The 25829-nt window shown below is 63.0% G+C and carries 36 protein-coding genes and 1 pseudogene; 8 read left to right on the top strand and 29 right to left on the bottom strand.

The window, feature by feature from the left end; all coding sequences use genetic code 11:
• Positions 1-32: 32 nt before the first annotated feature.
• The 15 genes from rpsD to B2W22_RS15680 form a co-directional block, all read right to left on the bottom strand.
• Positions 33-662: a 30S ribosomal protein S4 gene (rpsD, locus tag B2W22_RS15750; protein ID WP_004145446.1), complete on the bottom strand. Its 630-nt coding sequence runs from the start codon at positions 660-662 to the stop codon at positions 33-35.
• A gap of 15 nt (positions 663-677) precedes the next feature.
• Positions 678-1067 (bottom strand): 30S ribosomal protein S11, encoded by a 390-nt coding sequence (rpsK, locus tag B2W22_RS15745; RefSeq protein WP_004145443.1) that lies wholly within the window; start codon positions 1065-1067, stop codon positions 678-680.
• A gap of 11 nt (positions 1068-1078) precedes the next feature.
• A complete protein-coding gene (gene rpsM / locus B2W22_RS15740) occupies positions 1079-1435 on the bottom strand; it encodes a 30S ribosomal protein S13 (protein ID WP_004145437.1) in 357 nt (118 codons plus the stop codon).
• Between the two features lie 345 nt (positions 1436-1780).
• Entirely contained in the window at positions 1781-3142 is a 1362-nt protein-coding gene (gene secY / locus B2W22_RS15735) for a preprotein translocase subunit SecY (protein ID WP_286938539.1), read from the bottom strand.
• 13 nt (positions 3143-3155) lie between these two features.
• Positions 3156-3596, bottom strand: a complete 441-nt coding sequence (rplO, locus tag B2W22_RS15730) for a 50S ribosomal protein L15 (RefSeq protein WP_175124781.1) — start codon at positions 3594-3596, stop codon at positions 3156-3158.
• Positions 3597-3605: 9 nt separating this feature from the next.
• A complete protein-coding gene (gene rpmD / locus B2W22_RS15725; protein ID WP_006216520.1) occupies positions 3606-3791 on the bottom strand; it encodes a 50S ribosomal protein L30 in 186 nt (61 codons plus the stop codon).
• Positions 3792-3794: 3 nt separating this feature from the next.
• A complete protein-coding gene (gene rpsE, locus B2W22_RS15720; protein ID WP_008168987.1) occupies positions 3795-4316 on the bottom strand; it encodes a 30S ribosomal protein S5 in 522 nt (173 codons plus the stop codon).
• Between the two features lie 15 nt (positions 4317-4331).
• Positions 4332-4697: a 50S ribosomal protein L18 gene (gene rplR / locus B2W22_RS15715; RefSeq protein ID WP_008168985.1), complete on the bottom strand. Its 366-nt coding sequence runs from the start codon at positions 4695-4697 to the stop codon at positions 4332-4334.
• 21 nt (positions 4698-4718) lie between these two features.
• Positions 4719-5252: a 50S ribosomal protein L6 gene (gene rplF / locus B2W22_RS15710; RefSeq protein WP_062838799.1), complete on the bottom strand. Its 534-nt coding sequence runs from the start codon at positions 5250-5252 to the stop codon at positions 4719-4721.
• A gap of 12 nt (positions 5253-5264) precedes the next feature.
• On the bottom strand, positions 5265-5660 hold the full coding sequence (gene rpsH / locus B2W22_RS15705; RefSeq protein ID WP_006216525.1) for a 30S ribosomal protein S8: 396 nt from the start codon (positions 5658-5660) through the stop codon (positions 5265-5267).
• A gap of 10 nt (positions 5661-5670) precedes the next feature.
• On the bottom strand, positions 5671-5976 hold the full coding sequence (gene rpsN / locus B2W22_RS15700) for a 30S ribosomal protein S14 (RefSeq protein WP_006216527.1): 306 nt from the start codon (positions 5974-5976) through the stop codon (positions 5671-5673).
• A gap of 12 nt (positions 5977-5988) precedes the next feature.
• On the bottom strand, positions 5989-6528 hold the full coding sequence (gene rplE, locus B2W22_RS15695) for a 50S ribosomal protein L5 (protein WP_008168978.1): 540 nt from the start codon (positions 6526-6528) through the stop codon (positions 5989-5991).
• Positions 6529-6540: 12 nt separating this feature from the next.
• On the bottom strand, positions 6541-6861 hold the full coding sequence (gene rplX / locus B2W22_RS15690) for a 50S ribosomal protein L24 (RefSeq protein WP_008168975.1): 321 nt from the start codon (positions 6859-6861) through the stop codon (positions 6541-6543).
• An 11-nt stretch (positions 6862-6872) separates the two neighbouring features.
• Positions 6873-7241 carry a 50S ribosomal protein L14 gene (rplN, locus tag B2W22_RS15685; RefSeq protein WP_006216531.1) on the bottom strand — a complete coding sequence of 123 codons (369 nt, stop codon included), beginning with the start codon at positions 7239-7241 and terminating at the stop codon, positions 6873-6875.
• A 340-nt stretch (positions 7242-7581) separates the two neighbouring features.
• Positions 7582-8334, bottom strand: a complete 753-nt coding sequence (locus B2W22_RS15680; protein ID WP_175124859.1) for an aspartyl/asparaginyl beta-hydroxylase domain-containing protein — start codon at positions 8332-8334, stop codon at positions 7582-7584.
• A 220-nt stretch (positions 8335-8554) separates the two neighbouring features.
• On the opposite strand from B2W22_RS15680, the gene B2W22_RS15675 reads away from it, so the two are divergent.
• Positions 8555-9982 carry an NAD-dependent succinate-semialdehyde dehydrogenase gene (locus tag B2W22_RS15675; protein WP_175124782.1) on the top strand — a complete coding sequence of 476 codons (1428 nt, stop codon included), beginning with the start codon at positions 8555-8557 and terminating at the stop codon, positions 9980-9982.
• A 241-nt stretch (positions 9983-10223) separates the two neighbouring features.
• Positions 10224-12392 carry a metallophosphoesterase gene (locus B2W22_RS15670; protein ID WP_218342504.1) on the top strand — a complete coding sequence of 723 codons (2169 nt, stop codon included), beginning with the start codon at positions 10224-10226 and terminating at the stop codon, positions 12390-12392.
• 98 nt (positions 12393-12490) lie between these two features.
• On the opposite strand, the gene B2W22_RS15665 is transcribed toward B2W22_RS15670, so the two are convergent.
• On the bottom strand, positions 12491-13459 hold the full coding sequence (locus tag B2W22_RS15665; protein ID WP_175124784.1) for a helix-turn-helix domain-containing protein: 969 nt from the start codon (positions 13457-13459) through the stop codon (positions 12491-12493).
• Between the two features lie 154 nt (positions 13460-13613).
• Here B2W22_RS15665 and B2W22_RS15660 point away from each other — a divergent pair, with 154 nt between their 5' ends.
• From B2W22_RS15660 to B2W22_RS15635, 6 genes are read left to right on the top strand one after another with little or no spacing between them, the layout of a single operon-like run.
• Positions 13614-14507 (top strand): alpha/beta fold hydrolase, encoded by an 894-nt coding sequence (locus tag B2W22_RS15660; protein WP_175124785.1) that lies wholly within the window; start codon positions 13614-13616, stop codon positions 14505-14507.
• Between the two features lie 15 nt (positions 14508-14522).
• Positions 14523-15695 carry a substrate-binding domain-containing protein gene (locus tag B2W22_RS15655; RefSeq protein WP_286938532.1) on the top strand — a complete coding sequence of 391 codons (1173 nt, stop codon included), beginning with the start codon at positions 14523-14525 and terminating at the stop codon, positions 15693-15695.
• 12 nt (positions 15696-15707) lie between these two features.
• Complete coding sequence (locus tag B2W22_RS15650) at positions 15708-16475, top strand: ABC transporter ATP-binding protein (protein WP_286938530.1); 768 nt, start codon at positions 15708-15710, stop codon at positions 16473-16475.
• A complete protein-coding gene (locus B2W22_RS15645; RefSeq protein ID WP_175124788.1) occupies positions 16472-17224 on the top strand; it encodes an ABC transporter ATP-binding protein in 753 nt (250 codons plus the stop codon). Before B2W22_RS15650 ends, B2W22_RS15645 begins: the two co-directional genes overlap by 4 nt.
• Positions 17221-18231: a branched-chain amino acid ABC transporter permease gene (locus tag B2W22_RS15640; protein ID WP_175185862.1), complete on the top strand. Its 1011-nt coding sequence runs from the start codon at positions 17221-17223 to the stop codon at positions 18229-18231. Before B2W22_RS15645 ends, B2W22_RS15640 begins: the two co-directional genes overlap by 4 nt.
• Positions 18232-18242: 11 nt before the next feature.
• Positions 18243-19310 carry a branched-chain amino acid ABC transporter permease gene (locus tag B2W22_RS15635; protein ID WP_286938528.1) on the top strand — a complete coding sequence of 356 codons (1068 nt, stop codon included), beginning with the start codon at positions 18243-18245 and terminating at the stop codon, positions 19308-19310.
• Positions 19311-19369: 59 nt separating this feature from the next.
• Here B2W22_RS15635 and B2W22_RS15630 read toward each other — a convergent pair whose 3' ends face one another.
• From B2W22_RS15630 to B2W22_RS15570, 13 genes and pseudogenes are all read right to left on the bottom strand, one after another.
• Positions 19370-20026 carry a hypothetical protein gene (locus tag B2W22_RS15630; protein ID WP_286938526.1) on the bottom strand — a complete coding sequence of 219 codons (657 nt, stop codon included), beginning with the start codon at positions 20024-20026 and terminating at the stop codon, positions 19370-19372.
• A 106-nt stretch (positions 20027-20132) separates the two neighbouring features.
• Positions 20133-20414 (bottom strand): 30S ribosomal protein S17, encoded by a 282-nt coding sequence (rpsQ, locus tag B2W22_RS15625; protein WP_006216549.1) that lies wholly within the window; start codon positions 20412-20414, stop codon positions 20133-20135.
• A 2-nt stretch (positions 20415-20416) separates the two neighbouring features.
• Complete coding sequence (gene rpmC, locus B2W22_RS15620; RefSeq protein ID WP_003806912.1) at positions 20417-20608, bottom strand: 50S ribosomal protein L29; 192 nt, start codon at positions 20606-20608, stop codon at positions 20417-20419.
• Positions 20609-20619: 11 nt separating this feature from the next.
• A complete protein-coding gene (gene rplP / locus B2W22_RS15615) occupies positions 20620-21036 on the bottom strand; it encodes a 50S ribosomal protein L16 (protein WP_006389610.1) in 417 nt (138 codons plus the stop codon).
• 2 nt (positions 21037-21038) lie between these two features.
• A complete protein-coding gene (gene rpsC / locus B2W22_RS15610; protein WP_008168950.1) occupies positions 21039-21830 on the bottom strand; it encodes a 30S ribosomal protein S3 in 792 nt (263 codons plus the stop codon).
• Positions 21831-21839: 9 nt separating this feature from the next.
• Entirely contained in the window at positions 21840-22169 is a 330-nt protein-coding gene (gene rplV / locus B2W22_RS15605; protein WP_006227021.1) for a 50S ribosomal protein L22, read from the bottom strand.
• A 3-nt stretch (positions 22170-22172) separates the two neighbouring features.
• Positions 22173-22448, bottom strand: a complete 276-nt coding sequence (gene rpsS / locus B2W22_RS15600) for a 30S ribosomal protein S19 (protein WP_006216555.1) — start codon at positions 22446-22448, stop codon at positions 22173-22175.
• Between the two features lie 12 nt (positions 22449-22460).
• Entirely contained in the window at positions 22461-23288 is an 828-nt protein-coding gene (gene rplB / locus B2W22_RS15595) for a 50S ribosomal protein L2 (RefSeq protein WP_056327037.1), read from the bottom strand.
• A complete protein-coding gene (gene rplW, locus B2W22_RS15590) occupies positions 23289-23585 on the bottom strand; it encodes a 50S ribosomal protein L23 (protein WP_006216557.1) in 297 nt (98 codons plus the stop codon).
• Positions 23582-24202, bottom strand: a complete 621-nt coding sequence (gene rplD, locus B2W22_RS15585; RefSeq protein ID WP_008168948.1) for a 50S ribosomal protein L4 — start codon at positions 24200-24202, stop codon at positions 23582-23584. The genes rplW and rplD overlap by 4 nt, the downstream gene beginning before the upstream one ends.
• 4 nt (positions 24203-24206) lie before the next feature.
• Positions 24207-24896, bottom strand: a complete 690-nt coding sequence (rplC, locus tag B2W22_RS15580; protein WP_008168945.1) for a 50S ribosomal protein L3 — start codon at positions 24894-24896, stop codon at positions 24207-24209.
• A 414-nt stretch (positions 24897-25310) separates the two neighbouring features.
• Positions 25311-25622, bottom strand: a complete 312-nt coding sequence (gene rpsJ / locus B2W22_RS15575; protein WP_003806903.1) for a 30S ribosomal protein S10 — start codon at positions 25620-25622, stop codon at positions 25311-25313.
• Between the two features lie 74 nt (positions 25623-25696).
• Positions 25697-25829, bottom strand: a pseudogene (locus B2W22_RS15570) (elongation factor Tu); the annotation flags it as partial.

Here is a 25829-nt window from a genome sequence, read left to right as displayed (position 1 = left end):
CCGGCCGTCGCCGGGGGCTCTCCAATGATGAATTACTTCGAATACAGCTCGACGATCAGCGCTTCGTTGATGTCCGCAGGCAGATCCGAACGATCCGGAACAGCCTTGAAGATGCCGGTGAACTTGCCGGAATCCACTTCAACCCACGACGGGCTCAGGTCATGCTGGGCGGCGACGGTCAGGGCTTCCTGGACGCGCAGCTGCTTGGCAGCCTTTTCAGACAGAGCGATGGCGTCGCCAGCCTTGACCTGGTACGAAGCCAGGTTGACCGACTTGCCATTCACGGTGACGCCGCGGTGCGACACCAGCTGACGGGCAGCCGGACGGGTCACGGCGAAGCCCATGCGGTAGACGACGTTGTCCAGGCGGGTTTCCAGCAGCTGCAGCAGGTTCTCGCCGGTGTTGCCCTTCTTGGTCGAGGCCTTCTTGTAGTAGTTGCGGAACTGACGCTCCAGCAGGCCGTAGATACGCTTGACCTTCTGCTTTTCACGCAGCTGGGTGGCGTAGTCGGACAGCTTGCCCTTACGGGCAGTGGCGCCGTGCTGGCCGGGCTTCTGCTCCAGCTTGCACTTGGAGTCCAGCGCACGCGCCGGGCTCTTCAGGGACAGGTCGGCGCCTTCGCGACGGGCGAGCTTACAGGTAGGACCGATATAACGAGCCATTTCTTATCGCTCCCTTTAGACGCGACGCTTCTTCGGCGGACGGCACCCGTTGTGCGGGATAGGCGTCACGTCGATGATGTTGGTGATCTTGTAGCCGACGTTGTTCAACGAACGCACGGCCGACTCACGGCCCGGACCCGGGCCCTTGATGCGGACTTCCAGCGACTTCACGCCGTAGTCCAGCGCAGCACGACCGGCCTTTTCGGCAGCCACCTGGGCAGCGAACGGGGTCGACTTGCGCGAACCGCGGAAGCCAGCGCCACCGGAGGTCGCCCACGACAGAGCGTTGCCCTGGCGGTCGGTGATGGTCACGATGGTGTTGTTGAACGAAGCGTGGACGTGGGCAACGCCGTCGGTGACGACGCGCTTGATCTTCTTCTTGGTCTTAGCAGCGGGCTTAGCCATTTATAGGTCCCTTACTTCCTGATCGCCTTGCGCGGGCCCTTGCGGGTGCGGGCGTTGGTACGGGTGCGCTGGCCACGCAGCGGCAGGCCGCGACGGTGACGCAGGCCGCGGTAGCAGCCCAGGTCCATCAGGCGCTTGATCGCGATGCCGATTTCACGGCGCAGATCGCCTTCCACGATGTACTTGCCGACTTCGGCGCGCAGGCGCTCGATTTCCGGCTCCGACAGATCGCGGATCTTGGTGGTCGAAGCAACGCCTGCGACTTCGCAGACCTTCTTCGAACGGGTACGGCCGATGCCGTAAATGCTTTGCAACCCGACCCAGACGTGCTTCTGGGCTGGCAGGTTGACGCCTGCAATACGCGCCATGACGCGGTTCTCCAGCTGAGTGATGGCCGACAGCGCGCCTCAGGCACGCCAATCCGGCAGGATGGATCAAAAAAGTGAACTAGCGATACTAACAAGGTTCCGGTCTACATGGAAGCCCGTGAAACATTGAAGTTTCATGGACCCGGCCTGGGGAGTGTGCCCAGGCTCCGGCGCCGGACAAGGTTGGACCTGGGTTTCCCCGGGGCCGCCCGCGCTACTCCAGCGCAGGACCACCTCGCCACACCCCCACCCGGAACCGCTGCGGGGGCCGCCCTTCGTTTGTGTGGCCAGAGTCCGCGAAGCGGAGGACCATCACGTCAGGAAGACGAAAGTATAACAGGCTTATCAGCCGCGGGCAAAACCGCCGCGGTTGCCGCCCTTCAGGTTGGCCTTCTTCAGCAGGCTCTCGTACTGGTGGGACATCAGGTGCGCCTGCACCTGGGCGATGAAGTCCATCACCACCACCACGACGATCAGCAGCGAAGTACCACCGAAGTAGAACGAGGCATTCAGCTGCGTGCGCATCAGTTCCGGCAGCAGGCAGACGATCACCAGGTAAGCCGAACCGGCAGCGGTCAGGCGGGTCAGCACGCCGTCGATGTAATCGGCGGTGGCCTTGCCCGGACGGATGCCCGGAATCAGCGCGCCCGACTTCTTCAGGTTGTCGGCGGTTTCCTGCGAGTTGAACACCAGCGCGGTATAGAAGAACGCGAAACCGGTGATCAGCGCAGCGAACACGATCATGTGCAGCGGCTCGCCCGGGCCCAGTGCGTTGGCGACCTTCTGCAGGGTCTGGCCGACGGCGCTCTGGTTGGCGGCCTGGCCGGACCACATGGCCAGGGTGGCCGGGAAGGCCAGCAGGCTCGAGGCGAAGATCGCCGGGATGACGCCGGCCATGTTCAGCTTCAGCGGCAGGAACGAGGTCTGGTTCATGTACGCGTTGCGACCGCCCTGGCGGCGCGCGTAGTTGACCGTGATCCGGCGCTGGCCGCGCTCGACGAACACCACGAAGAAGGTGAAGGCGAGGACGACGATGGCGATCAGCAGCAGCTGGATGAACTGGATGTTGCCGTCGCGGTAGGCGTCGAAGGTGTGGATGACCGCACCCGGCAGGCCCGCCACGATACCGGCGAAGATGATCAGCGACACGCCGTTGCCGATGCCGCGCTCGGTGACCTGCTCACCGACCCACATCAGGAACATGGTGCCGGCGGTCAGTGCGACCACGGCGGTGAGCACGAAGCCCATGCCCGGTGCGTACACGACCGGAGCGCCCGACGGTGCCACCTGGTTCTGCAGCGCCAGGGCGATCGAACCGCCCTGCACCACCGCCAGCAGCACGGCGCCGATGCGCGAATACTGGGTGATCTTGCGGCGGCCGGACTCACCTTCCTTCTGCATCGCCTTCAGGGCGGGGAAGATGTGGGTGGCCAGCTGCATCACGATCGATGCCGAGATGTACGGCATCACGTTGAGCGCGAAGATGCTCAAACGGTGCAGGGCGCCGCCCGAGAACATGTTGAACAGGCCCAGGATCCCGCCCTGGTTCTGACGGAACAAGTCCGCCAGCGCGTCCGGGTTGATACCCGGAACCGGGATGTGTGTACCCAAACGGTAAACCACCAGGGCGAGCACCAGGAACACCAGACGGCGCTTCAGATCGCCGTATCGTGCTCCGGATTTGCCCAATGCCTGCGCGTTAGCCACTCGTCACCTCTGATCAAGCAAGCGAGCCGCCCGCGGCTTCGATGGCGGCGCGAGCGCCGGCCGTCGCGGTAATGCCCTTGAGCACGACCTTGCGCGAGAGTTCACCAGACTTGATGACCTTGGCGTAACGAACCGCCTGGCCAATCACGCCGGCCGCCTTCAGCGCTTGCACATCGATGTCATCGATGGGCAGGGCCTGGAGGTCCGACAAGAGAACTTGTGCATACAGGTGTTGACCCAGCGGGGTGAAACCACGCTTGGGCAGGCGACGTTGCAGCGGCATTTGACCGCCTTCGAAGCCAACCTTGTGGAAACCGCCCGAGCGCGACTTCTGACCCTTGTGACCACGGCCGGCGGTCTTACCCAGACCCGAACCGATGCCACGGCCGACGCGGCGCTTGGCGTGCTTGGAGCCCTCGGCGGGCTTCAGCGTATTAAGTTGCATATCCGACATGGTGATTCCTTAGGCTTCCGAGACGGAAACGAGATAATCCACCTTACGGATCATCCCACGCACCTCGGGCGTATCGACCAGCACGCGGCTGCTGTTGATGCGGCCCAAGCCCAAACCGCGAACCGTATCACGGTGCGATTGCTTGGTACCGATCACCGAGCGCACGAGGGTCACTTTGATCTGCTTCTGAGCCATGATTTACCCCAGGATCTCTTCGACCGTCTTGCCGCGCTTGGCAGCAACATCGGCCGGGGTCAGGGAGGCGCGCAGGCCGTTCAACGTGGCGCGAACCATGTTGTAGGGGTTGCTCGAGCCCAGGCTCTTGGCAACCACGTTACGCACACCCATCACTTCGAAAATAGCGCGCATCGGGCCGCCGGCGATAACGCCAGTACCTTCAGCAGCGGGCGAAATCAGCACGGTAGCGGCGCCATGCTTGCCGACCACGGTGTGGTGCAGCGTGCCGTTCTTCAGAGCGACCTTGAACATGCCGCGACGGGCCTGTTCCATAGCCTTCTGAACGGACACCGGCACTTCACGCGCCTTGCCCTTACCCATGCCGATGCGGCCATCGCCATCGCCAACCACGGTCAGCGCGGCAAAGCTCATGGTGCGACCACCCTTGACCACTTTGCTCACGCGGTTGACCGCGATCATCTTTTCGCGGAGGCCGTCATCGTTCTCTTTTTCCGCGGCGTTCTTGCCTTGTACTTTAGCCATTTGACAGATCCTCGCTTAGAACTTCAGGCCGGCTTCACGCGCGGCATCGGCCAGCGCCTTGACGCGGCCATGGTAACGAAAGCCCGAGCGATCGAAAGCGACCAGTTCGATACCGGCAGCCTTGGCCTTTTCGGCCACGCGCTTGCCAACCAGCGTCGCAGCGGCTTTGTTGCCACCCTGACCGGTTTGGCCGGCCAGTTGCGCACGCACTTCGGCTTCCACCGTCGAGGCGCTGACCAGAACGCGATCGCCTTCCGGCGAAATGATGTTGGCGTAGATGTGCTGGTTCGAGCGGAAAATCGAGAGGCGATGAACGCGCAGCTCGTTGATCTTCCGGCGAGTCGGAACCGCACGACGCAAACGGGAAACTTTTTTGTCCATGATTCGTCCTTGCGTGCGCCGTTATTTCTTCTTGGTTTCTTTGATGACGACGCGTTCGTCCGAGTAACGCACGCCCTTGCCCTTGTAGGGTTCGGGTTCGCGGTACGCGCGGATTTCAGCGGCCACCTGACCGACGACTTGCTTGTTGGAGCCCTTGATGACGATTTCCGTCTGGGTGGGGCATTCGGCCTTGATACCGGCCGGCAACTGATGCAAAACGTCGTGCGAGAAACCGAGCTGCAGCTTAACGGCGTCGCCTTGAACCGAGGCGCGGTAACCCACGCCGACCAGGTTCAGCTTGCGCTCGAATCCCTTGCTCACGCCGTTGACCATGTTGGCCACGAGCGCGCGCACGGTGCCCGACATGGCGTTGGCGTGACGGGAATCGTTGGCAGCGGCAAACGTGAGCTTGCCACCGTCCAGCGAGATCGTGACGTCGCCAGTCAGGGGTTGGGTCAGGGAGCCCAGCGGGCCCTTGACAGTGATCTGATCCTGCTTGATGTCAGCTTCGACACCCTTGGGCAGTTCGACCGGATACTTAGCGATACGTGACATTCGAATTTCTCCTTAGGCCACGTAGCACAGCACTTCGCCGCCGACGCCGTTGGCGCGAGCCTTACGGTCGGTCATGACGCCGCGCGAGGTCGAAACGATAGCCACGCCCAGGCCGTTCATGACCTGAGGAATGCTGGTACGGCCCTTGTAGATACGCAGACCAGGGCGCGAGACGCGTTCGATGCGCTCGATGACCGGACGGCCAGCGTAGTACTTCAGGGTGATCTCGAGCTCAGGCTTGGCCTGGGTGCCCTTGATTTCAAAGCTGTCGATGTAGCCTTCGTCTTTCAGCACAGCGGCAATAGCCGCCTTCAGCTTCGAGGAGGGCATGCTCACCGTAACTTTGTCCACTTGCTGCGCATTGCGAATGCGGGTCAGCATATCGGCGATGGGATCGCTCATGCTCATATTGTTTCTCCTACCAGCTGGCCTTGGTGATGCCGGGGATTTCACCCTTCATCGCCATTTCACGCAGTTTGTGGCGCGTCAGGCCGAACTTGCGGAACACGCCGCGAGGACGACCGGTGACCACGCAGCGGTTGCGTTGACGCGTCGGGTTGGCATTGCGCGGCAGCTGTTGCAGCTTGAGCCGAGCTTGGTAACGTTCTTCGTCGGTCTTCGACTGGTCGTCGATGATCGCCTTCAACTCAGCGCGCTTGGCAGCGAACTTGTCAGCCAGCTTGGCGCGCTTGATGTCGCGATTGATGAGGGAAAGTTTAGCCACGTCATCAGCCCCTTAGTTACGGAACGGGAAGCTGAAGGCCGTCAACAGCGCCTTGGCTTCTTCGTCGGTCTTGGCGGAGGTGGTGATGCTGATGTTCAGCCCACGCAGCGCGTCGATCTTGTCGTACTCGATTTCGGGGAAAATGATCTGCTCTTTCACCCCGATGTTGTAGTTGCCACGGCCGTCGAACGCACGACCCGAGATACCGCGGAAGTCGCGCACGCGAGGCAGCGCAACCGCCACCAGGCGATCCAGGAATTCGTACATGCGTTGACCACGCAGCGTGACCATGCAACCAATCGGGTAGTTTTCGCGGATCTTGAAACCGGCGATAGCCTTCTTGGTCTTCGTCACGACGGGCTTCTGGCCGGCGATCTTGGTCAGATCCGACACAGCGTGCTCGATGACTTTCTTGTCGGAGACCGCTTCCGAGACACCCATGTTCAGGGTGATCTTGGTGATGCGCGGCACTTCCATTGCGCTCTTGTAGCCAAACTTGGCCTGCAGGTCGCCAGCGACCTTGCTCTTGTAGAAATCTTGCAAACGAGACATGCCTATCGCCCCTTACGCCTTGGCGCCGACAACGGCACCATTGGAACGGAACACGCGGACCTTGCGACCTTCGACTTCTTGAACGCCCACGCGGTCGCCACGACCGGTTGCGGGGTTGAAGAGCGCCACATTCGAGATGTGGATCGGCATGGTCTTTTCGACAATCCCGCCCGGGTTGTTAGCCATCGGGTTGGCTTTCACGTGCTTCTTGGCAACGTTGACGCCTTCGACCAGAACGTGGTCGGCGCCAACGCGGGCCAGCACCGTGCCACGACGCTTCTTGTCGCGGCCGGTCAGGACGATGACTTCGTCGCCTTTACGAATGTTGTTCATCGTAGGGCTCCTTACAGCACTTCCGGGGCCAGCGACACGATCTTCATGAACTTCTCGGTACGCAGTTCACGCGTAACGGGTCCGAAGATGCGGGTGCCGATAGGCTCCAGCTTGGCGTTGAGCAACACGGCGGCATTGCCACCGAAACGAATCAGCGAACCGTCTTTACGGCGCACGCCCTTGGCGGTACGAACCACCACGGCATTGTAAATTTCGCCTTTCTTGACGCGTCCGCGCGGAGCCGCATCTTTGACGCTCACCTTGATGATGTCGCCGATACCGGCATAACGGCGCTTGGAGCCACCGAGCACCTTAATGCACATGACATGACGCGCACCAGTGTTATCGGCCACGTCCAGCGTGGTCTGCATTTGGATCATGATTTTTCCTGTTCCAACTTAACTGGAAATACGGTTTTCCCAACAAGGGAACACTGCAATTCCTGCCAGTTTTGGTCCCGTCAGGTCAGCCGCCCTGCTTTTTTGTCGGCAAGTCCGTACTATCTGGACCAGCAACTGGTGGCAACGCAACGACCCTGGGTTGAAATCCTGCGGGTATTCCCCCCGACGCGCTCACCTAACCTTCGGCTAAGTGAATCGACAATCTGGGAAAGCTGATAATTCTAACGTGGTTAATTTTTGAGCGCAAGCACTTTGTTGGGATTGCGCACAAAAGACCACGCCCCCTGTCAAGGGGGTCGGTTTGTCGGGCTATCCGCCCCTATTTCTGGCGGTAGTAGCCCTTCTCCCAGGCGTCATGATTTGCCTTGCCGCGACGGATTTCGTCCGTGAACGGCGCGGCCATGAGCACAAGGCGATTTAGCCATTTTACAGGAGCTCGGCAGGGACGCTCGAAATCCACGAAAAGCACGGCTCTGACGCCGCCGGTGTCGTTGTGTACCTCGTGGGGATACAGGTCGTCAAAGACCACCGCCTGTCCTTCGCGCCAGCTATAGCGCTGGCCGCCGACTTCTATCCAGCAGCGTTCGGGCGGGTCGGGGACGACCAGGCCGAGGTGCAGGCGCAGCACGCCGTTGTACGGCCCCGTGTGCAGCGGAATGCGCTTGCCCGGTTCGAGGATGGAGAAGAAGGCAGTGCGCAGGCCCGGGATGTCCTGCAGGGCGCGCGCGGTGGACGGACATCGGGCAAGGTTGCGTTCAGAGCGCAGGCCATAGCCCAGGAAGACGAACGTCTTCCATCGGTCGTCGGAGGTGATCATGCCCACATCCGGGGAGAGTTCATGGAAGGCCGGAAGCGCCTGGCGGTCGGCCAGCAGGCTCATCAGTTCGGCCCGAATGGCAGGCGCCCGCGCTTCGAGGGTGGCAACCCACGGGAACTGGCTGTTCTGGAATATCGGCTTGTCGCCGACCAGCGAGGCCTGCGCAATGCGCTGACGCAGCCAGTCAATGAAGCGGAAAACAACCCGCGAATAGAGGCTGGGCTTGGCGGCCGGACGCGCATCGATGGGTTGCACGATGGATATACGGATGACAGCCGAAGATTCCTCATTTTTGTCCACGGCGATGCGCTTGTCCACGGTGGCACGCGTGCCGGCACTTGGCAGGCCAATGGACCCAAGTCCGCGGCGGGGATTGGCTCCTTCCACTGCGGGGAAGCTGGTTTAGACTGCCGTGGGCGACAGCGGTCGCTCTCGCCCTTGGCTACCCATTCCTATTACGCAAGGAACGACAGGCATGTATGAACAGTTGGCGCTGTATATCGACGGCGAATTCGTCGCCGGCGAGGGCAGGCGCACCCAGGACGTCATCAACCCCGCCACGCTCGAGGTGCTGGGCCAGCTGCCTCACGCCACGCAAGCCGATCTGGACCGCGCCCTTGCCGCTGCCCAGCGCGCCTTCGAATCGTGGAAGAAGTCCTCGCCCATGGACCGCTCGGCGATCCTGCGCAAGGTCGCCACGCTGTCGCGAGAACGCGCCCAGGAGATCGGCCGCAACATGACGCTGGACCAGGGCAAGCCGCTGGCCGAAGCCGTGGGCGAAGTCACCTCCTGCGCGGAACATGCCGACTGGCACGCTGAGGAATGCCGCCGCATTTACGGACGCGTCATCCAGCCGCGCAATCCGGATGTGCGCCAGATCGTGGTGCGCGAACCCATCGGCGTCTGCGCCGCCTTCACGCCCTGGAACTTCCCGTACAACCAGGCCATCCGCAAGATCGCCGCCGCCATCGGCGCCGGCTGCACGGTCGTGCTCAAGGGTCCCGAGGATTCGCCCAGCGCGGTCATGGCGATTGCGCGCATGTTCCACGACGCGGGTCTGCCCAAGGGCTGCCTGAACATCGTCTGGGGCGAACCGGCCACCATCTCCGATTACCTGATCCGTTCGCCGATCGTGCGCAAGGTGTCGTTCACCGGCTCCGTTCCGGTCGGCAAGCAGCTTGCGGCGCTGGCAGGCGCGCACATGAAACGCGTCACCATGGAACTGGGCGGCCACTCCCCCGTGCTGGTGTTCGACGACGCGGACATCGACCGCGCCGCCGAGATGCTGGCCAAGTTCAAGGTGCGCAACGCGGGCCAGGTCTGCGTGTCGCCCACCCGCTTCTACGTGCAGGACGGCGCGTACGAGCAGTTCCTGGCGCGGTTCTCTGAGGTCCTCAAGAACATCAAGGTCGGCGACGGCCTGGAAGCCGGCACCGAGATGGGGCCGCTGGCGCATGAACGCCGCGTGCCCGCCATGAGCGCCTTTATCGACGACGCCAAGAAACACGGCGCCAAGGTGGTGGTGGGCGGCGGTCCGCTGGACCGCAAGGGCTTCTTCTTTGCACCGACCGTGGTCACGGAACTGCCCGACAACGCCATGCTGATGACCGAAGAGCCGTTCGGCCCCGTGGCGCCCGTCGTCCGCTTCAAGGACACCGACGAGGTGCTGCGCCGCGCCAACAGCCTGCCCTTCGGCCTGTCCTCGTACGTGTTCACGAATTCGCTGAAGACCGCGACCAAGGTGTCCAACGGCCTGGAAGCCGGCATGGTCAACATCAATCACTTCGGCAGCGCCCTGGCCGAGACGCCCTTCGGCGGCATCAAGGACAGCGGCATCGGCAGCGAAGGCGGCACCGAGACCTTCGAGGGCTATCTGGTCACCAAGTTCATCACGCACGTCTGATCCTGCGGCCATCGCAAAGCAAAGCCCCGCACCTGGCGTGCGGGGCTTTTTTTTGTCTGTCGTGTGGCGCGGACCGGTTAGGAATTCATGACGCTGTCATGCGGCTCAGTGAGCATTGGGCCCGCTTACAAGCAGCTGACCCAGGTAGCTGACCCAATTAGCTGACCCGCGGCTGCCGCTTCGGCATGGCCCACGCCCATGCCCGACCGCCGCCACACTGAACCCAGGACCCCGCCCCCCGATGACGCTTCGCCCTTCCCGCCCCGTCCGCGCCGCAGCCTCCCTGCTGCTCGTTGCCCTGCTCGCCGCTTGCGGCGGCGACAAGGACGATGACACGCCACCGCCCGTCGCCGAGACGCCGCCCCCGGCCGAAACGCCCGCACAGCCGCCCGCCCCCGTGCAGGTCGCGTTCATGCCCGACATCCACTTCCATGATGTCTACGCGGACTTCAAGGACGGCTCGTTCCCCGGCATCCCCAACCCGAAGGCCGGCGACAACGCGACCATCCGCACGATGTACGCGCAGCTCACGTCCACGCGCCTCTTCAACGAAAACTACTTCGCCTTCCTGGCCGCGCTGGACGACGCCGTGAAACGCGGCGTGAAGTACATCGCACTGCCGGGCGACTTCTCGGACGACGGCCAGCCTGTGCACATGCGCGGCCTGGTCAAGATCATGGACGACTATTCAAAGAAGCACGGCATCCAGTTCTTTGCCGCGCCCGGCAACCATGACCCCAACCGCCCTTTCAACCAGCCCGCGGGCAAGGGGGACTACCTTGGCCTGGATCCCGTGACGGGCGCAATCGGCTTCTCGCAGCCGATCTACAGCCGCGGCGCGAACGTATGCAACACCGCCTACAGCGGCGACTGGACGCGCATCGGCAACACCTATTGCACCGAGGAAGTGCTGCACATGGGCTACTCGGGCATCACGACCGCGCTCGAGCAGCATGGCTTCATGCCGCAGCCGCAGAACGTGTATTACGAAACCCCGTACAGCACCTACAAGTACGAAGACTACGATTACGCCACGGCGGTCTCGCAAGCCAACTGGATCAACCGTCAGTACGAGATCTGCGCCGAAGGCACCGGCGGTCCGAACAAGCCGCAGAACTACACGCTGTGCAAGATGGTGCCCGACACGTCGTACGTGGTCGAGCCCGTCGAGGGCGTGTGGCTGGTGGGCCTGGATGCCAACGTCTACGTGCCGACCGGTCCGGGCGCCAACGACTTCACCGGCTCGGGTGACCAGGGCTACAACAAGATGCTGACCCACAAGGCGCACGTCATCACGTGGCTGGCCGACGTGGTGGCGCGCGGCAAGGCGCAGGGCAAGCAGGTCATCGCCTTCAGCCACTTCCCGATGTCCGAGTTCTTCAATGGCGCGTCCGACGACATCGAAGCGCTGCTGGGCGCGAACAAAATGCAGATGATCCGCCGTCCCGCGGAGAACACCACGCGCGCGCTGGCCGAGACCGGTTTGAAGGTGCACGTGGGCGGCCACATGCACTTCAACGACATGGCGCTGCGCAACTACGGCGGCGACCACGCGCTCTTCAACATCCAGGCGCCCTCCATGGCCGCCTATGTGCCCGCGTACAAGCTCATGACGCTGCAGAGCGCCGATGAGATCGAAGTGCAGACCATCCGACTGGACAAGGTGCCGCGCTTCGATGAGCTGTTCGACCTGTACCGCGCGGAAAACGCCTACACCGTGCCGCCGCGCTGGGACGTTTCCATCCTGGACGCCAAGGACTACGGCGATTTCACCTATCGCTACATGAGCGAACTGGTGCGCCTGCGCCTGCTGAACGACGACTGGCGCTGCGAGATGCGCGAGCTGGTCAAGAGCCCGCTGACGGGCGCCGACCTGCTGGCGTTGTCGCAACTGCAGACGACGGTCACGCTTAAGGAATTGGCGAACACCGGCAATCAGAACAATCTGACGCCCGCGTTCTTTGCATGCCTGTCTGACGGCGGCGGCAGCGGCGCCAGCAATCCGGCCTATGCCGCGGATGCCACCAACGCGCAATCGCGCGCGCAAGCCTTGGCCCAGGCCAACGGCATGCAGCTGGCGGACTTCGCGCAGTGGACGGCGCTGGAGATGGCCGGGGACTTCGTGCGCCTGGCCAATGCCGGCGACCTCGCGTTTACCGATATCCCGGCGCAGCGCGCCAGTCAGTACAAGCTGCTGGCTCAAGCACTGAACCAGACCAACGCCGCCGTGCAGATGAACGGCAACAACGTCAGCGACGCCAACACGCCCGCAGACCTGTTCAAGGCGCGCTTCAAGCCGCTGATGGCGATCATGCTCAAGCTCGCAAACGGTGCGCCGTCCGAGCACATCCGCCTGGACTTGACGACCAACAGCATCGTCAACCTGTCCAACCAGCCTTCGCCGTTCTAAGCCTGATTCGAAGGTTCCGAAAGGCCGACGGCCCGCTGATCAAGCGGGCCGTTTTTGTTTGGCGGCATTGCCTGGCGCGCAACGGTCCGCGTTCACGCCTACAAGGCGCGCCCGCCCGCGCGCAGGTCCCGCGGCGTCATGCCGAAGCGCTGCTTGAACAGCCGGCTGAAATGCGAAGGATGAGAGAAACCCACCTGATACGCCAGCTCGGCGATGCCGCGATGGCGGTGCCGCGCGTCCAGCAGCAGTTCGCGGCACCGGTCCAGCCGCTGCTCAAAAATGAACGACTCCACCGACAACCCGCCCGCGCGCAGGATGCGGTGCAGATAGGCGACCGAGACCCCACAGCCCTGCGCTACCCGCGCGGGCGACAGATCCGGATCGGCGAGATGCTGGCGGATATAGGCCAGCACACGCGCTCTGTGCGCCACCGTGACGCTGCTGTCCGCCTCCGAGACCTGTCCCTGTCCCGGCTGCACCAGGAAGAGCACGATGAGGTCGATCAGACGCTCGCCCAGCTCGGCGGCCTCGGTCTCGGACCAGCCGTCCATGCCTTTGAACAGGTGATCCATGTAGCCGGCCAGTAGCGCGCCGCGGGGCGACCCGTCGTCGGTGCGCAGCTTGTAGAAGGCGCCGATGCGTGAGTCCCGCTGCGACAGTGCGCTGCGCGGGAACGAGACGCTCAGGCTGCGGTAGCCCGCCGCGCCGTTCGCGGTTGCCTGATACGGCAGGCTCTGGTTCATCAGATACACGCAACCCGGTTCCACCTGGAATTCGCGGCCCGCTTGTCGCACTGCCAGCGGACCGGCCAGCGGCAGGCCAAAGGTGTAGAACTCCTGATCCAGCCGCGACACGTTGCCCGGCGTGCGTTCCAGCCGCTGGCCCTGGTAATGCAGATCGTTGAATTGAAGGCTGGCGCGTCGCGCATAGCGGACATGGCCCGCGAAATGACCGGGTTTGCCGCCATGCACCTCGAACGGCCCGAAAGCATCGGCCAGCGCGGCGCGCCACGCATCGCGCCGGTCAGCGCCGGCGCTGGCCGAAATGGCGAATTCCGTATCTGGCATGGCACGGTCTCCTGGGGGCTGCGCAAATTGATCTTGCGTCTACATATTGTTGACTCACCCTGCTGTGGGGTGGCCGGCGCATTGTGGGCGCGCTTGCCGCAAGTCTATATTCAGCCCGACAAGCACACAACCTGGACAAACCGGGAGGAGACGCATGGACGAGGCAGGGTCGGCAACCGCGCGCCATACGCCGGCGTCGCGCTATCTGCGCTGCGCGGGACGCGAGTTGCACTACACGGACTGGGGCGCTTCTGACGCGCCGCCCATCATCATGTGGCATGGCCTGGCTCGCACCGGCCGAGACTTTGACGAGCTGGCGCAGGCACTGGCCGGCGACTACCGCGTGATCTGTCCCGACGCGATCGGGCGCGGCCTGTCGCAATGGAGCCCCGATCCGGTCGCCGAGTACCGGCTCGACTTCTACGCCACGTTGGCGCGCGCCCTGCTGGACGGCCTGTCGCTGGCGCGCGTGCGCTGGGTGGGAACGTCCATGGGCGGCGCGACCGGCATGCATGCGGCCGCGACCACGTTGCGCGATCGCATTTCGCACCTGGTCGTCAACGACATCGGACCGGAACTGCCGCAGCCTGCCATCGAGCGCATCCTGGCCTATGCCGGCAACCCGCCGGCCTTCGACACGGTGACGGAACTCGAAGCCTGGCTGCGCGCCGCCTACAAACCCTATGGCTGGCAGAGCGACGATCAGTGGCGCCGGATGGCGGAAACGTCGGTGCGCCGGCTGCCCGACGGCCGCGTCACCGCCCATTACGATCCGGCCATCGTCGGGCAGTTCAGCCATCACCCGAACGACTATGACCGGTGGGCCGGCTACGACACGCTGCGCATGCCGACGTTGCTTTTGCGCGGCGCCGATTCGGACCTGCTGCTGCCCGACGTTGCGCACGCCATGACGCAGCGCGGCCCCCGCGCACAGCGCATCGACTTTCCCGATTGCGGGCACGCCCCCGCGCTGAACGTGCCCGCCCAGATCGAACCCATCCGTCAATTTCTCGCCAGGCCGGACGACACGGCCGCGCGCGCCCAATGACACCAGGAGACTTCCATGAAACGCATTCTGCTCGCCGCCATGGCCAGCCTGTGCATGAGTTCCGCGCTGGCGGCAAAGGACTTCGTTGTCGCCCATGTCTATGACAAGACCGGCCCGCTTGAGGCTTACGCCAAGCAGACCCAGAACGGACTGATGCTGGGGCTGGAATACGCCACGCAGGGCACCATGACGGTGGCCGGGCGCAAGATCCGCGTCATCGAGAAAGACAACCAGGGCAAGCCCGACGTGGCCCGCGCGCAGCTCGCGTCCGCCTATGCCGACGACAACGCCGACATCGCCGTCGGTCCGACGTCGTCGGGCGTGGCGCTGGCCATGCTGCCGATCGCGGAGGAATACGAAAAGATCCTGCTGGTGGAGCCGGCGGTGGCCGATTCCATTACCGGCGAGAAGTGGAACAAGTACATCTTCCGCACCGGCCGCAATTCCTCGCAGGACGCCATCGCCAACGCCGTGGCGTTCGACCAGGACGGCACGTCGATCGCCATGCTGGCGCAGGACTATGCGTTTGGCCGCGACGGCGTCAAAGCCTTCAAGGGCGCGCTCAAGAACGCCAAGATCGTGCACGAGGAATACCTGCCGGCCAACGCGTCCGACTTCACGGCCGGCGCGCAGCGGCTCTTCGATGCACTGAAGGACAAGCCCGGCCGCAAGATCATCTTCATCCTGTGGGCCGGCGCCGGCAATCCGTTCAAGATCGCCGACCTTGACCCCAAGCGCTACGGCATCGAGATCGCCACGGGCGGCAACACGCTGACCGCCATGACGCCGCTCAAGTCCTTGGCGGGCATGGAAGGCGCCACGTATTACTACTACGGCATCCCCAAGAACCCGGTCAATGATTGGCTCGTGGCCGAGCATCAGAAGCGTTTCGGCCAACCGCCTGATTTCTTCACCGCGGGTGGCATGGCGTCGGGCATTGCGATCGTTGCCGCGTTGAACAAGACCGGCGGCGATTCAGATACCGACAAGCTCATCAAGGCGATGGAAGGCATGAGCTTCGATACGCCCAAAGGCAAGATGACCTTCCGGCCCGAGGATCACCAGGCCATGCAGTCGATGTACCACTTCCGGATCAAGAACGATCCCTCGGTGCCATGGGCAGTCCAGGACCTGGTCAAGGAAATCACGCCGGACCAGATGGCCGTGCCTATCCAGAACAAGCGCTGATTCCCGCCGCTCATGCTTGAGACCCATTCGCTCACCGTTCGCTTCGGCGGTCATGTGGCGGTCAATGATGTCAGTTGCGCCTACGCGCCCGGCACCTTGACCGCCATCGTCGGCCCAAACGGCGCCGGCAAGACGACATACTTCAATCTGATCTCGGGGCAGTTGCGCGCCAGCGCCGGCACCGTGACATTGAACGGCCGCGATCTGACCACGCTGTCCGCGCCGGCCCGCATGCACGCGGGGCTAGGCCGCGCATTTCAGCTGACGCAGCTATTCCCCCGGCTGAGCGTTCACGAAAACGTGCGGCTTGCCCTGCAGTCGCGGCAACAGGGCATGGGTTGGCGCCACATCCGATTCTGGCGCACGTGGCGCGACGATCGCGGTCTCATGGAGCGTGCCGATGCCCTGCTCGCACGCACGCGGCTGACCGCGCGCCGCGACCAACCCGCCGCCGACCTGCCCCACGGCGACCAGCGCAAGCTGGAAATCGCCATGCTCATCGCGCTGGAGCCTTCGGTGTTCATGTTCGACGAACCTACCGCCGGCATGAGTGTGGACGACGTGCCTGTCGTGCTGGACCTCATCCGCGAACTGAAGGCGGACCCGTCCAAGACCATTCTGCTCGTCGAGCACAAGATGGATGTCGTGCGCGAGCTGGCGGACCGCATCGTCGTGCTGCACAACGGGCGGCTGATGGCCGACGGCGATCCGGCTACCGTGATTGCCTCGCCCATCGTGCAGCAGGCCTACCTGGGCATCAGCGCGCAGGAGGCGGCATGACAGCGCAACCGCTTCTGGAATTGAAGGACGTGCACACGCACATCGGCGCGTATCACATCCTGCACGGCGTGAACCTGTCGGTGCCGGCATCGGCGGTCACCATGTTGCTGGGGCGCAATGGCGCCGGCAAGACGACAACGCTGCGCACCATCATGGGATTGTGGCGCGCATCGCAGGGCCAGGTCTGCCTGGACGCCAAGCCGATCGGCGGACCCGGCACGCGCACGTCGCCACCCGACATGGCGCGCATGGGCATGGCTTATGTGCCCGAGAATATGGGCATCTTCGGCGACCTGTCCGTCAAGGAGAACATCCTGCTCGCGGCACGCCTTGCCAGAAATGCCGCGCAACTGGACACCGCACGGCTGGAATGGATCTTCGGGTTCTTTCCCGCGCTCAAGAAGTTCTGGCTGCACCCCGCCGGCAAACTGTCGGGCGGGCAGAAGCAGATGCTGGCGATGGCGCGGGCGATCATCGAGCCGCGGCGCCTGCTGCTGGTCGACGAACCCAGCAAGGGTCTGGCGCCGGCCATCATCCAGAACATGATCGACGCGTTCATCGAACTCAAGCAGTCCAGCACCACCATCCTGCTGGTCGAGCAAAACTTCAACTTTGCCCGCCGCGTTGGCGACTACGCGGCAATCATGGACAACGGCCAGGTCGTGCACGCGGGCGCGATGGCCGACCTGGCCGCGGACGAGGCGCTGCAGACACGCCTTCTGGGCCTGTCACTGGGAAGCCACCAATGAGCACGCTGGACATCGAAGCGCCGCTGCCGCGCGCACGCGCCGACCTCATGCCTGTGCTGCTGGTGCTGGCGCTGGCGGTCCTCGCATTGCCCCTGGTCGGGTCGTTTTCCACCTGGGTCACGCTGACCTTCGCCGGGCTGGCGATGGGCATGATCATCTTCATCGTGGCGTCCGGCATGACGCTCGTCTTCGGCCTGATGGACGTGCTCAATTTCGGCCACGGCCTGTTCATTGCCATCGGCGCCTACATGGCGGCCACCGTGCTGGGTTCCATGGCTGACTGGACGCAGTCCGGCAGCCTGTGGACCAATCTGGTCGCCGTGCTGCCAGCCATGATCGTGGGCATGCTGGTGGCGGGCGCCGTGGGCCTGGCATTTGAGCGCGTGATCGTGCGGCCGGTCTACGGCCAGCATCTGAAGCAGATCCTCATCACGATGGGCGGCATGATCATCGGCGAAGAAATCATCAAGATGATGTGGGGACCGCAAACGATCACGTTGCCGTTGCCCGAATCCCTGCGCGGCGCGTTCCTGCTGGGCGACGCCGCCATCGAGAAGTATCGCGTGGTGGCGCTAGTGGTCGGCCTGATCGTGCTGGGCGGCATGTTGTGGGTGTTGAACCGTACCAAGCTTGGCCTGCTGATCCGCGCCGGCGTCGAAGACCGTGAGATGGTCGAAAGCCTGGGCTACCGGATCCGGCATCTGTTTGTCGGGGTGTTCGTTGCCGGGTCGATGCTGGCCGGATTGGGCGGCGTGTTGTGGGGGATGTACCAGCAATCCATCGTGCCGCAGTTGGGCGCGCAGGTAAACGTGCTGATCTTCATCGTCATCATGATCGGCGGCCTGGGCTCCACGGTGGGCTGCCTGATCGGCGCGCTGCTGGTCGGGCTGATGGCCAACTACACCGGCTTTCTGATGCCGAAGGCCGCCCTCTTCTCGAACATCGCGCTGATGGTCGCCATTCTGCTGTGGCGCCCGCAAGGCGTGTACCCCGTCACGAACCGCTAGGAGCCGCCGACATGTCGTTTCGCCTGCTTTCCGGCGATCCTCCGCGCAGCGCGATCCTGGCGCTGCTGCTCATGGCAATCGTGGCCGCGCTGGCCGCGGCGCCCTTCCTGTTTCCCGGCCCCAAGGCATTGGCCGTCGCGGCGAAGATCCTCGTCTTCATCGTCCTGGTTGCCAGCTACGACCTGCTGCTGGGATACACGGGCATCGTCAGCTTCGCGCACACCATGTTCTTTGGCATCGGCGCGTACGGCGTGGCGATCGCCAGCATACGCATGGAACCCGGCTGGACGGCGGTGCTTGCCGGGACGGCGGGTGGTCTTGCCGTGTCGCTCGCCTTCGCCTTGCTGATCGGCCTGGCCAGTCTGCGCGTGCGCGCCATCTTCTACGCGATGATCACCTTGGCCGTCGCCGCGGCATTTCAGACACTGGTGTCGCAGTTGTCGGAATTGACCGGCGGCGAGGACGGCCTGAACTTCAAGGTTCCGCAGATGTTGCGGCCGGCGTTCCGTCCGCTTTCCGCACCCTTGTTTGGCGTCACGGTGGACGGGCGGATCATCACCTACTACCTGATTGCGGTGGTCTGCGTGGTGCTCTTTCTGATGTTGCTGCGCATCGTGAATTCGCCGTTCGGCCGCGTGCTGCAGGCGATTCGCGAGAATCCTTTCCGCGCCGAAGCGATCGGCTACCGCACGGTGCTTTACCGCAGTCTGTCGAACCTGCTTGCGGCGGCGTTCGCGACTTTGGCGGGCGCGCTGTATGCGCTTTGGCTGCGCTACAACGGCCCGGACACGACGTTGTCGTTCGAGATCATGCTCAACATCCTGCTGATGGTCGTGATCGGCGGGATGGGCACCATGTACGGCGCAGTGGTCGGTGCGAGCCTGTTCGTGTTCGCGCAGAGCTATCTGCAGGACGGCTTGCATGCCGTGCATGAGGTCGTGGCGGGCGTCCCCCCACTGGCCGTGCTGTTCGAGCCGGACCGCTGGCTGCTCTGGCTCGGAATTCTGTTCGTGCTGTCGGTGTATTACTTTCCGACCGGCGTCGCCGGACGGCTGCGGGAGTTTGCTCGGCGCCCATAGGCAGCGCCGCGGAACAACATCGCGTTCTGCGCGTCTGTCGTCCCGCCTAAGGCCATGGGCTAGCGTCCGCCTTGCCTCAGGGTATCGGCACCACGCCTCAACTCATCGACGCGCCGCTGCATGTCGTCCACGCTGCGCTGCGTCTGACTGCTGGTGCGATTCAGTTGAGAACCCGACGGCGTGGGCATCAAGGGCGGCATGGTCATCTGACCGCCGGGGGTCAGCGGAATCATGGCGGGTGGGTGCGGATCCGCATTCGGCGGCGGGGCGTTCAGCACGCGCTCCAATACCTTCAGCTGGTCTCGCTGGGCCTGCAATGCGCGTTCCTGGTCCAGCAAACCCTGCTCGTCCTCGTCTTCGGTACCGAAGATGGCGGCATGATCTTTGGATCTTCCATCCAATTGAACCCGAGGATCCGGCCCGGCGTTGAGCAGTTGCTTGCCGAGCATCGTCGCATCCATCGGCGGTGGCATGGAACCGGGCGCCGCAGGCGGTGCACCCTCGGTTGCGCTCGCCCCACGTACGCCGGCAGCCGAGCTTGGCGGCATCGGAGCGGGAAACGTGCCGGCAATGGCAGCCTCGCCCGCACCAGGCGCGGCGCTGGCGGCGGACGGCATGGGGCCGTCTCGCTCCTGCGCGAACGCGGCGCCGGCGGCCATTGCCATCGAGCACGCGATGGCGACGGCAAGCCCGGCTGATTTGCGGACGATGACCATGCTTCCCTACAGAATTCCCAAATGCGAGACATAAAAAAACGGCAAGGGTTTTGGCCCTTGCCGTTTTATATCAGAACGGCGAACCGTTCCGAGGTGCAGCTTTCACTTAGATGATACGTGCGGCTTCAACCAGACGCACCACACGCCACGACTTCGAGCGCGAGATGGGACGGCCTTCAGCGATTTCAACCGTATCGCCTTCGTTGTACTGGTTCGATTCATCGTGCGCCTTGTACTTCGCGGAACGCATGATGATCTTGCCAAAGATGGGGTGCTTGACGCGGCGCTCAACCAGAACGACGACAGTCTTGTCCATCTTGTTGCTGACGACCTTGCCAACCAGCGTGCGCTGGCGCTTGGCCACTTGGGTGTTTTGAGTTTCGCTCATCTTTATTTCCCTGCCTTCTCGGTCAGCAAGGTGCGGACGCGAGCGATGTCGCGGCGCACGTTGCGCAGCTGGCTGGTGTTGGCCAGTTGCTGCGTGGCTTTCTGCATGCGCAGACCGAATTGGGCCTTCAGCAGGCTTTCGAGCTCTTTGCCGAGCTCGGCGGCGTCTTTCGAACGGAGTTCGCTAGCTTTCATGTTAGTACTCCTTAAGCACCGATATGACGCGCGACGAACGTGGTCGAAATCGGCAGCTTGGCAGCGGCCAGGCGGAAAGCTTCACGCGCGAGCTCTTCGCTAACCCCTTCCATTTCGTAGAGCACCTTGCCGGGCTGGATTTCAGCAACCCAGTACTCCGGGTTGCCCTTACCGTTACCCATACGGACTTCGGCAGGCTTCTGCGAGATGGGCTTATCCGGGAAAATGCGAATCCAGATACGGCCGCCACGCTTGATGTGACGATTGATGGCGCGACGAGCAGCTTCGATCTGACGGGCGGTCAGACGGCCACGGCCGGTAGCCTTCAGGCCGAACTCGCCGAACGACACGTGGGTGCCACGAGTCGCCAGACCGGTGTTGCGGCCCTTCTGCTCTTTGCGATACTTTCTGCGGGAGGGTTGCAGCATGGTTATTCTCCTTCAGGCGCCGGAGCAGCGTCCGCCTTGCGGGGAGCGCGGCCACGACCACCCGGACGACCGGTGCGAGCACCGTCCGGACGATCACCACGCGGAGCGCGGCGCGGACGACGTTCTTCTTCACGCGGGGCTGCGGTTTCCGGCGGCAATTCGCCGTTGGCCAGCATGTCGCCCTTGTAGACCCAGACCTTGATGCCGATCACGCCGTACGTGGTGTGGGCTTCGGAGGTGCCGTAGTCGATGTTGGCCTTGAGGGTGTGCAGCGGCACACGGCCTTCGCGATACCACTCGGTGCGAGCAATTTCGATACCGTTCAGACGGCCCGAGCTCATGATCTTGATGCCTTGGGCACCCAGACGCATGGCGTTCTGCATCGCGCGCTTCATGGCGCGGCGGAACATGATGCGCTTCTCGAGCTGTTGCGAGATCGAGTCGGCGATCAGTTGAGCATCGGTTTCCGGCTTGCGGATTTCTTCGATGTTGACGTGCACGGGCACGCCCATCAGACGCTGCAGATCAGCCTTCAGGCTTTCGATGTCTTCGCCGCGCTTGCCGATCACCACGCCCGGACGAGCCGAGTAGACGGTGATGCGGGCATTCTTGGCGGGACGCTCGATGATCACGCGACCAACGGAGGCGCTCTTGAGCTTCTTCTTCAGGTACTCGCGAACGCGAATGTCTTCGGCCAGCATCGAGCCGAAGGCCTTGTCGTCGGCGAACCAACGCGAGGACCAATTACGGGTGACCGCGAGACGGAACCCAGTGGGGTGAATTTTCTGACCCATCGTGACTCCTTAAGCTCCGACCTTGACCGTGATGTGGCAGGTCTGCTTCTCGATACGGTTGCCGCGGCCCTTGGCGCGAGCGGAGAAGCGCTTCATCGACTGAGCCTTGTCCACGAAGATCGTGGTGACTTTCAGTTCGTCGATGTCGGCGCCGTCGTTGTGCTCGGCGTTGGCGATGGCGGACTCGACAGCCTTCTTCAGGATGACGGCAGCCTTCTTCGGCGAGAAGGTGAGGATTTCCAGCGCACGGCCGACCTTCTGGCCACGGATCAGGTCCGCAACCAAACGGGTCTTCTGAGCGGAGATGTGAACCCCACGGATAATGGCAGTAGTTTCCATCGCTTACCTCTTCGCCTTCTTGTCCGCGGCGTGACCCTTGAACGTACGGGTCAGCGCGAACTCGCCCAGCTTGTGACCGACCATGTTCTCGTTGATATAAACGGGAACATGCTGCTTGCCGTTGTGCACAGCGATCGTCAGACCGATGAACTCGGGCAGGATCGTGGAACGACGCGACCAGGTCTTGATCGGCTTCTTGTCTTTGCCCGCGACGGCCGTGTCCACCTTTTTGATCAGGTGAGCATCGACAAACGGGCCTTTCTTGATCGAACGTGACATAGTGTTCGCCTCTTACTTGCGCTTGCGCCGTTGGACGATCATATTGTTCGTCCGCTTGTTGCGACGGGTCTTGTAACCCTTCGACGGAGTGCCCCACGGGCTGACCGGCTCGCGTGCTTCACCGGTACGGCCTTCGCCGCCACCGTGCGGGTGATCCACCGGGTTCATGGCAACGCCACGAACGGTCGGGCGGACACCGCGCCAACGCATTGCACCGGCCTTGCCGATTTGGCGCAGGCTGTGTTCTTCGTTACCGACTTCACCGATGGTGGCGCGGCATTCGATGTGCACACGGCGGACTTCACCCGAGCGCAGACGCACCTGAGCGTAGATGCCTTCGCGAGCCAGCAGGACGGCGGAAGCGCCAGCCGAGCGGACCATCTGGGCACCCTTGCCGGGGAGCATTTCGACGCAGTGGATCGTCGTACCGACCGGGATGTTGCGGATCGGCAGCGTGTTGCCAGCGCGGATCGGAGCATCGGTGCCCGACAGCACGGTCGCACCGACTTCCAGGCCACGGGGAGCGATGATGTAACGACGTTCGCCGTCGGCGTAGCACAGCAGAGCGATGTGCGCCGTACGGTTGGGGTCATATTCCAGACGCTCGACCTTTGCCGGGATGCCGTCCTTATCGCGACGGAAGTCGACGATACGGTAGTGCTGCTTGTGACCACCGCCACGATGACGGATCGTGATGTGACCGTTGTTGTTACGGCCAGAACCACGGGTCTTCTTTTCGAGCAGCGGCGCGTAGGGCTCACCCTTGTGCAGGTTCGGGCTGACAACCTTCACCATGCCACGGCGGCCAGCCGAAGTCGGCTTAACTTTTACGAGGGCCATTTACTTCACCTCCGCAAAGTCGATTTCCTGGCCGTCCTTGAGCGAGACGTAAGCCTTGCGCTCATTACGGCGACGGCCAACGAATCGGCCAAAGCGCTTGACTTTGCCCTTACGGTTGAGGACCTGCACGGACTCGACCTGCACCTTGAAGAGCAGTTCGACGGCAGCCTTGATTTCCGGCTTGGTAGCGTCAGCCACGACACGGAAAGCGACTTGCTGATTCTTCTCAGCGACGAACGTGGCCTTTTCGGTCACGATCGGAGCCAGAATGACTTGCATCAAGCGTTCAGCGTTCATCCCAGCATCTCCTCGAGTTGAGCGATGGCCGGCTTGGTGATCAGCACTTTCTTGTAGTGGACCAGCGACAACGGATCGGCATAACGGGGCTCGACAACGGCAACGTGCGGCAGGTTGCGGGTGGCGAGGTAAACATTTTCATCGACGCTGTCGGTGATGATCAGGACCGAGTCCAGGCCCAGGCTCTTCAGCTTTGCAGCGGCAGCCTTGGTCTTGGGCGATTCCAGATCAAACGATTCAACGACGGCGATGCGGTCTTCGCGAGCGAGCTGCGACAGAATCGAACGGATCCCGGCGCGGTACATCTTCTTGTTGACCTTCTGGCTGAAGTTCTCTTCAGGCGAGTTCGGGAAAGTCCGACCACCGCCACGCCACAGCGGCGACGAAGTCATACCAGCGCGAGCGCGGCCGGTACCCTTTTGACGCCAGGGCTTCTTGGTGGAGTGCTTGACTTCCGTACGGTCCTTCTGAGCACGATTGCCGGAACGCGCGTTGGCTTGGAAAGCCACGACGATCTGGTGAATCAGCGCTTCGTTGAAGTCACGGCCGAAGATCGTGTCCGGCGCGCTGAACGTAGCAGCGGCCTGACCTTGGTCGTTCAGGAGCTTGAGATCCATTTACTTACGCTCCCTTCTTGGCCGGGGCCTTGATGGCCGGGCGCACAACGATGTCGGCGCCAGCGTGGCCGGGGACAGCGCCCTTGACCAGCAGCAGGCCGCGCTCAACGTCAACGCGAACGACGTCGAGGTTTTGAACGGTGCGGGTGACGTCACCCAGGTGACCGGCCATGCGCTTACCCGGGAAAATGCGGCCCGGATCTTGTGCTTGACCAATCGAGCCCGGAACGCGGTGCGAACGGGAGTTACCGTGCGACGCGCGCTGCGAACCAAAGTTGTGACGCTTGATGGTACCGGCGAAGCCTTTACCAATGGTCGTGCCCGTGACGTCGACCTGTTGGCCGGCTTCGAACACGGATTCCACGGCGATCACGGAACCGGCCGCAAATTCAGCGGCGCGAGCGGGATCAAGGCGGAATTCTTTGAGGATGCTACCGGCTTCAGCGCCGGCCTTGGCGTAGTGGCCCGTTTGCGGCTGAGCCACACGCGAGGCACGACGAGTGCCATAAGCCACCTGGATGGCGGCGTAGCCGTCGGTTTCCAGGGACTTAACTTGGGTCACGCGGTTGTTGGACACGTCCAGCACGGTCACCGGGATGGATTCACCTTCCTCGGTAAAAATGCGGGTCATGCCGACCTTGCGACCCACCAGCCCCAGCCGGTGAGCGGCGGGCGTGGGTGTCGAATTCGACATCGTTTTCTCCATTCCCGACTGCGATTGGTCGGGGCTAATCAGGCAAAAGGTAACGGCCTTTGCCCTACGACTATGTTCAACCTGGACTAGGCGCAGCGCCCTCAAACAGCAAGGTGGCTTGGGCTTTGTCCATAGTTAGACTTGCCACAAAATGGCAAGCTTCGCATATTAGCATGTTTTTTCTAAGCGGCACAAGCACTTAGCGGATTCAGGCCATGCGTCGGTGGGCATTTTTGCCACGGTTTGCGCGGCCTGGCGAGCATGCTGCCTTCCAGCGTCGTTTGAGCAGGTAGTGAGCACATGCTTACATGCTCGTTCGGGCTGGGACGCCAAAACAAAATGGCCGCAATCCCGAGGGAGTGCGGCCATTTTTTTTTACGAACCTGCCGGCGAAGGTAGCAGGCCCGGAGCGTCTTACTGCAGCGCGATTTCGACGTCGACGCCGGCCGGCAGGTCCAGACGCATCAGGGCGTCAACGGTCTTGTCGGTGGGATCAACGATGTCCATCAGGCGCTGATGGGTACGGATTTCGAACTGGTCACGCGACGTCTTGTTGACGTGCGGCGAACGCAGAACGTCGTAGCGACGGATACGCGTGGGCAGCGGCACCGGACCGCGGACGACAGCGCCCGTGCGCTTGGCGGTGTCGACGATTTCGGCGGCCGATTGATCGATCAGCTTGTAATCGAAGGCTTTCAAGCGGATGCGGATCTTTTGGTTTTTCATGGCGTTTCCTAAAGAACGAGACGCGAGGGCGGGATCACGCCCTCGCTGGTTGGGTGCTGCTTAATAGATCCGAATTACTTCAGGATCTTGGCGACGACGCCGGCGCCGACGGTACGACCGCCTTCACGGATGGCGAAACGCAGACCTTCTTCCATGGCGATCGGGGCCAGCAGCTTGACGGTCATTGTCACGTTGTCGCCCGGCAGA

Origin of the sequence: Achromobacter sp. UBA4530, from assembly GCF_002388205.1 — a bacterium.
In the GTDB taxonomy this organism is placed as follows: domain Bacteria; phylum Pseudomonadota; class Gammaproteobacteria; order Burkholderiales; family Burkholderiaceae_B; genus Achromobacter; species Achromobacter animicus.
Note: the sequence above shows the minus strand (reverse complement) of the source record. Positions and strands in the feature narration are given on the sequence as shown.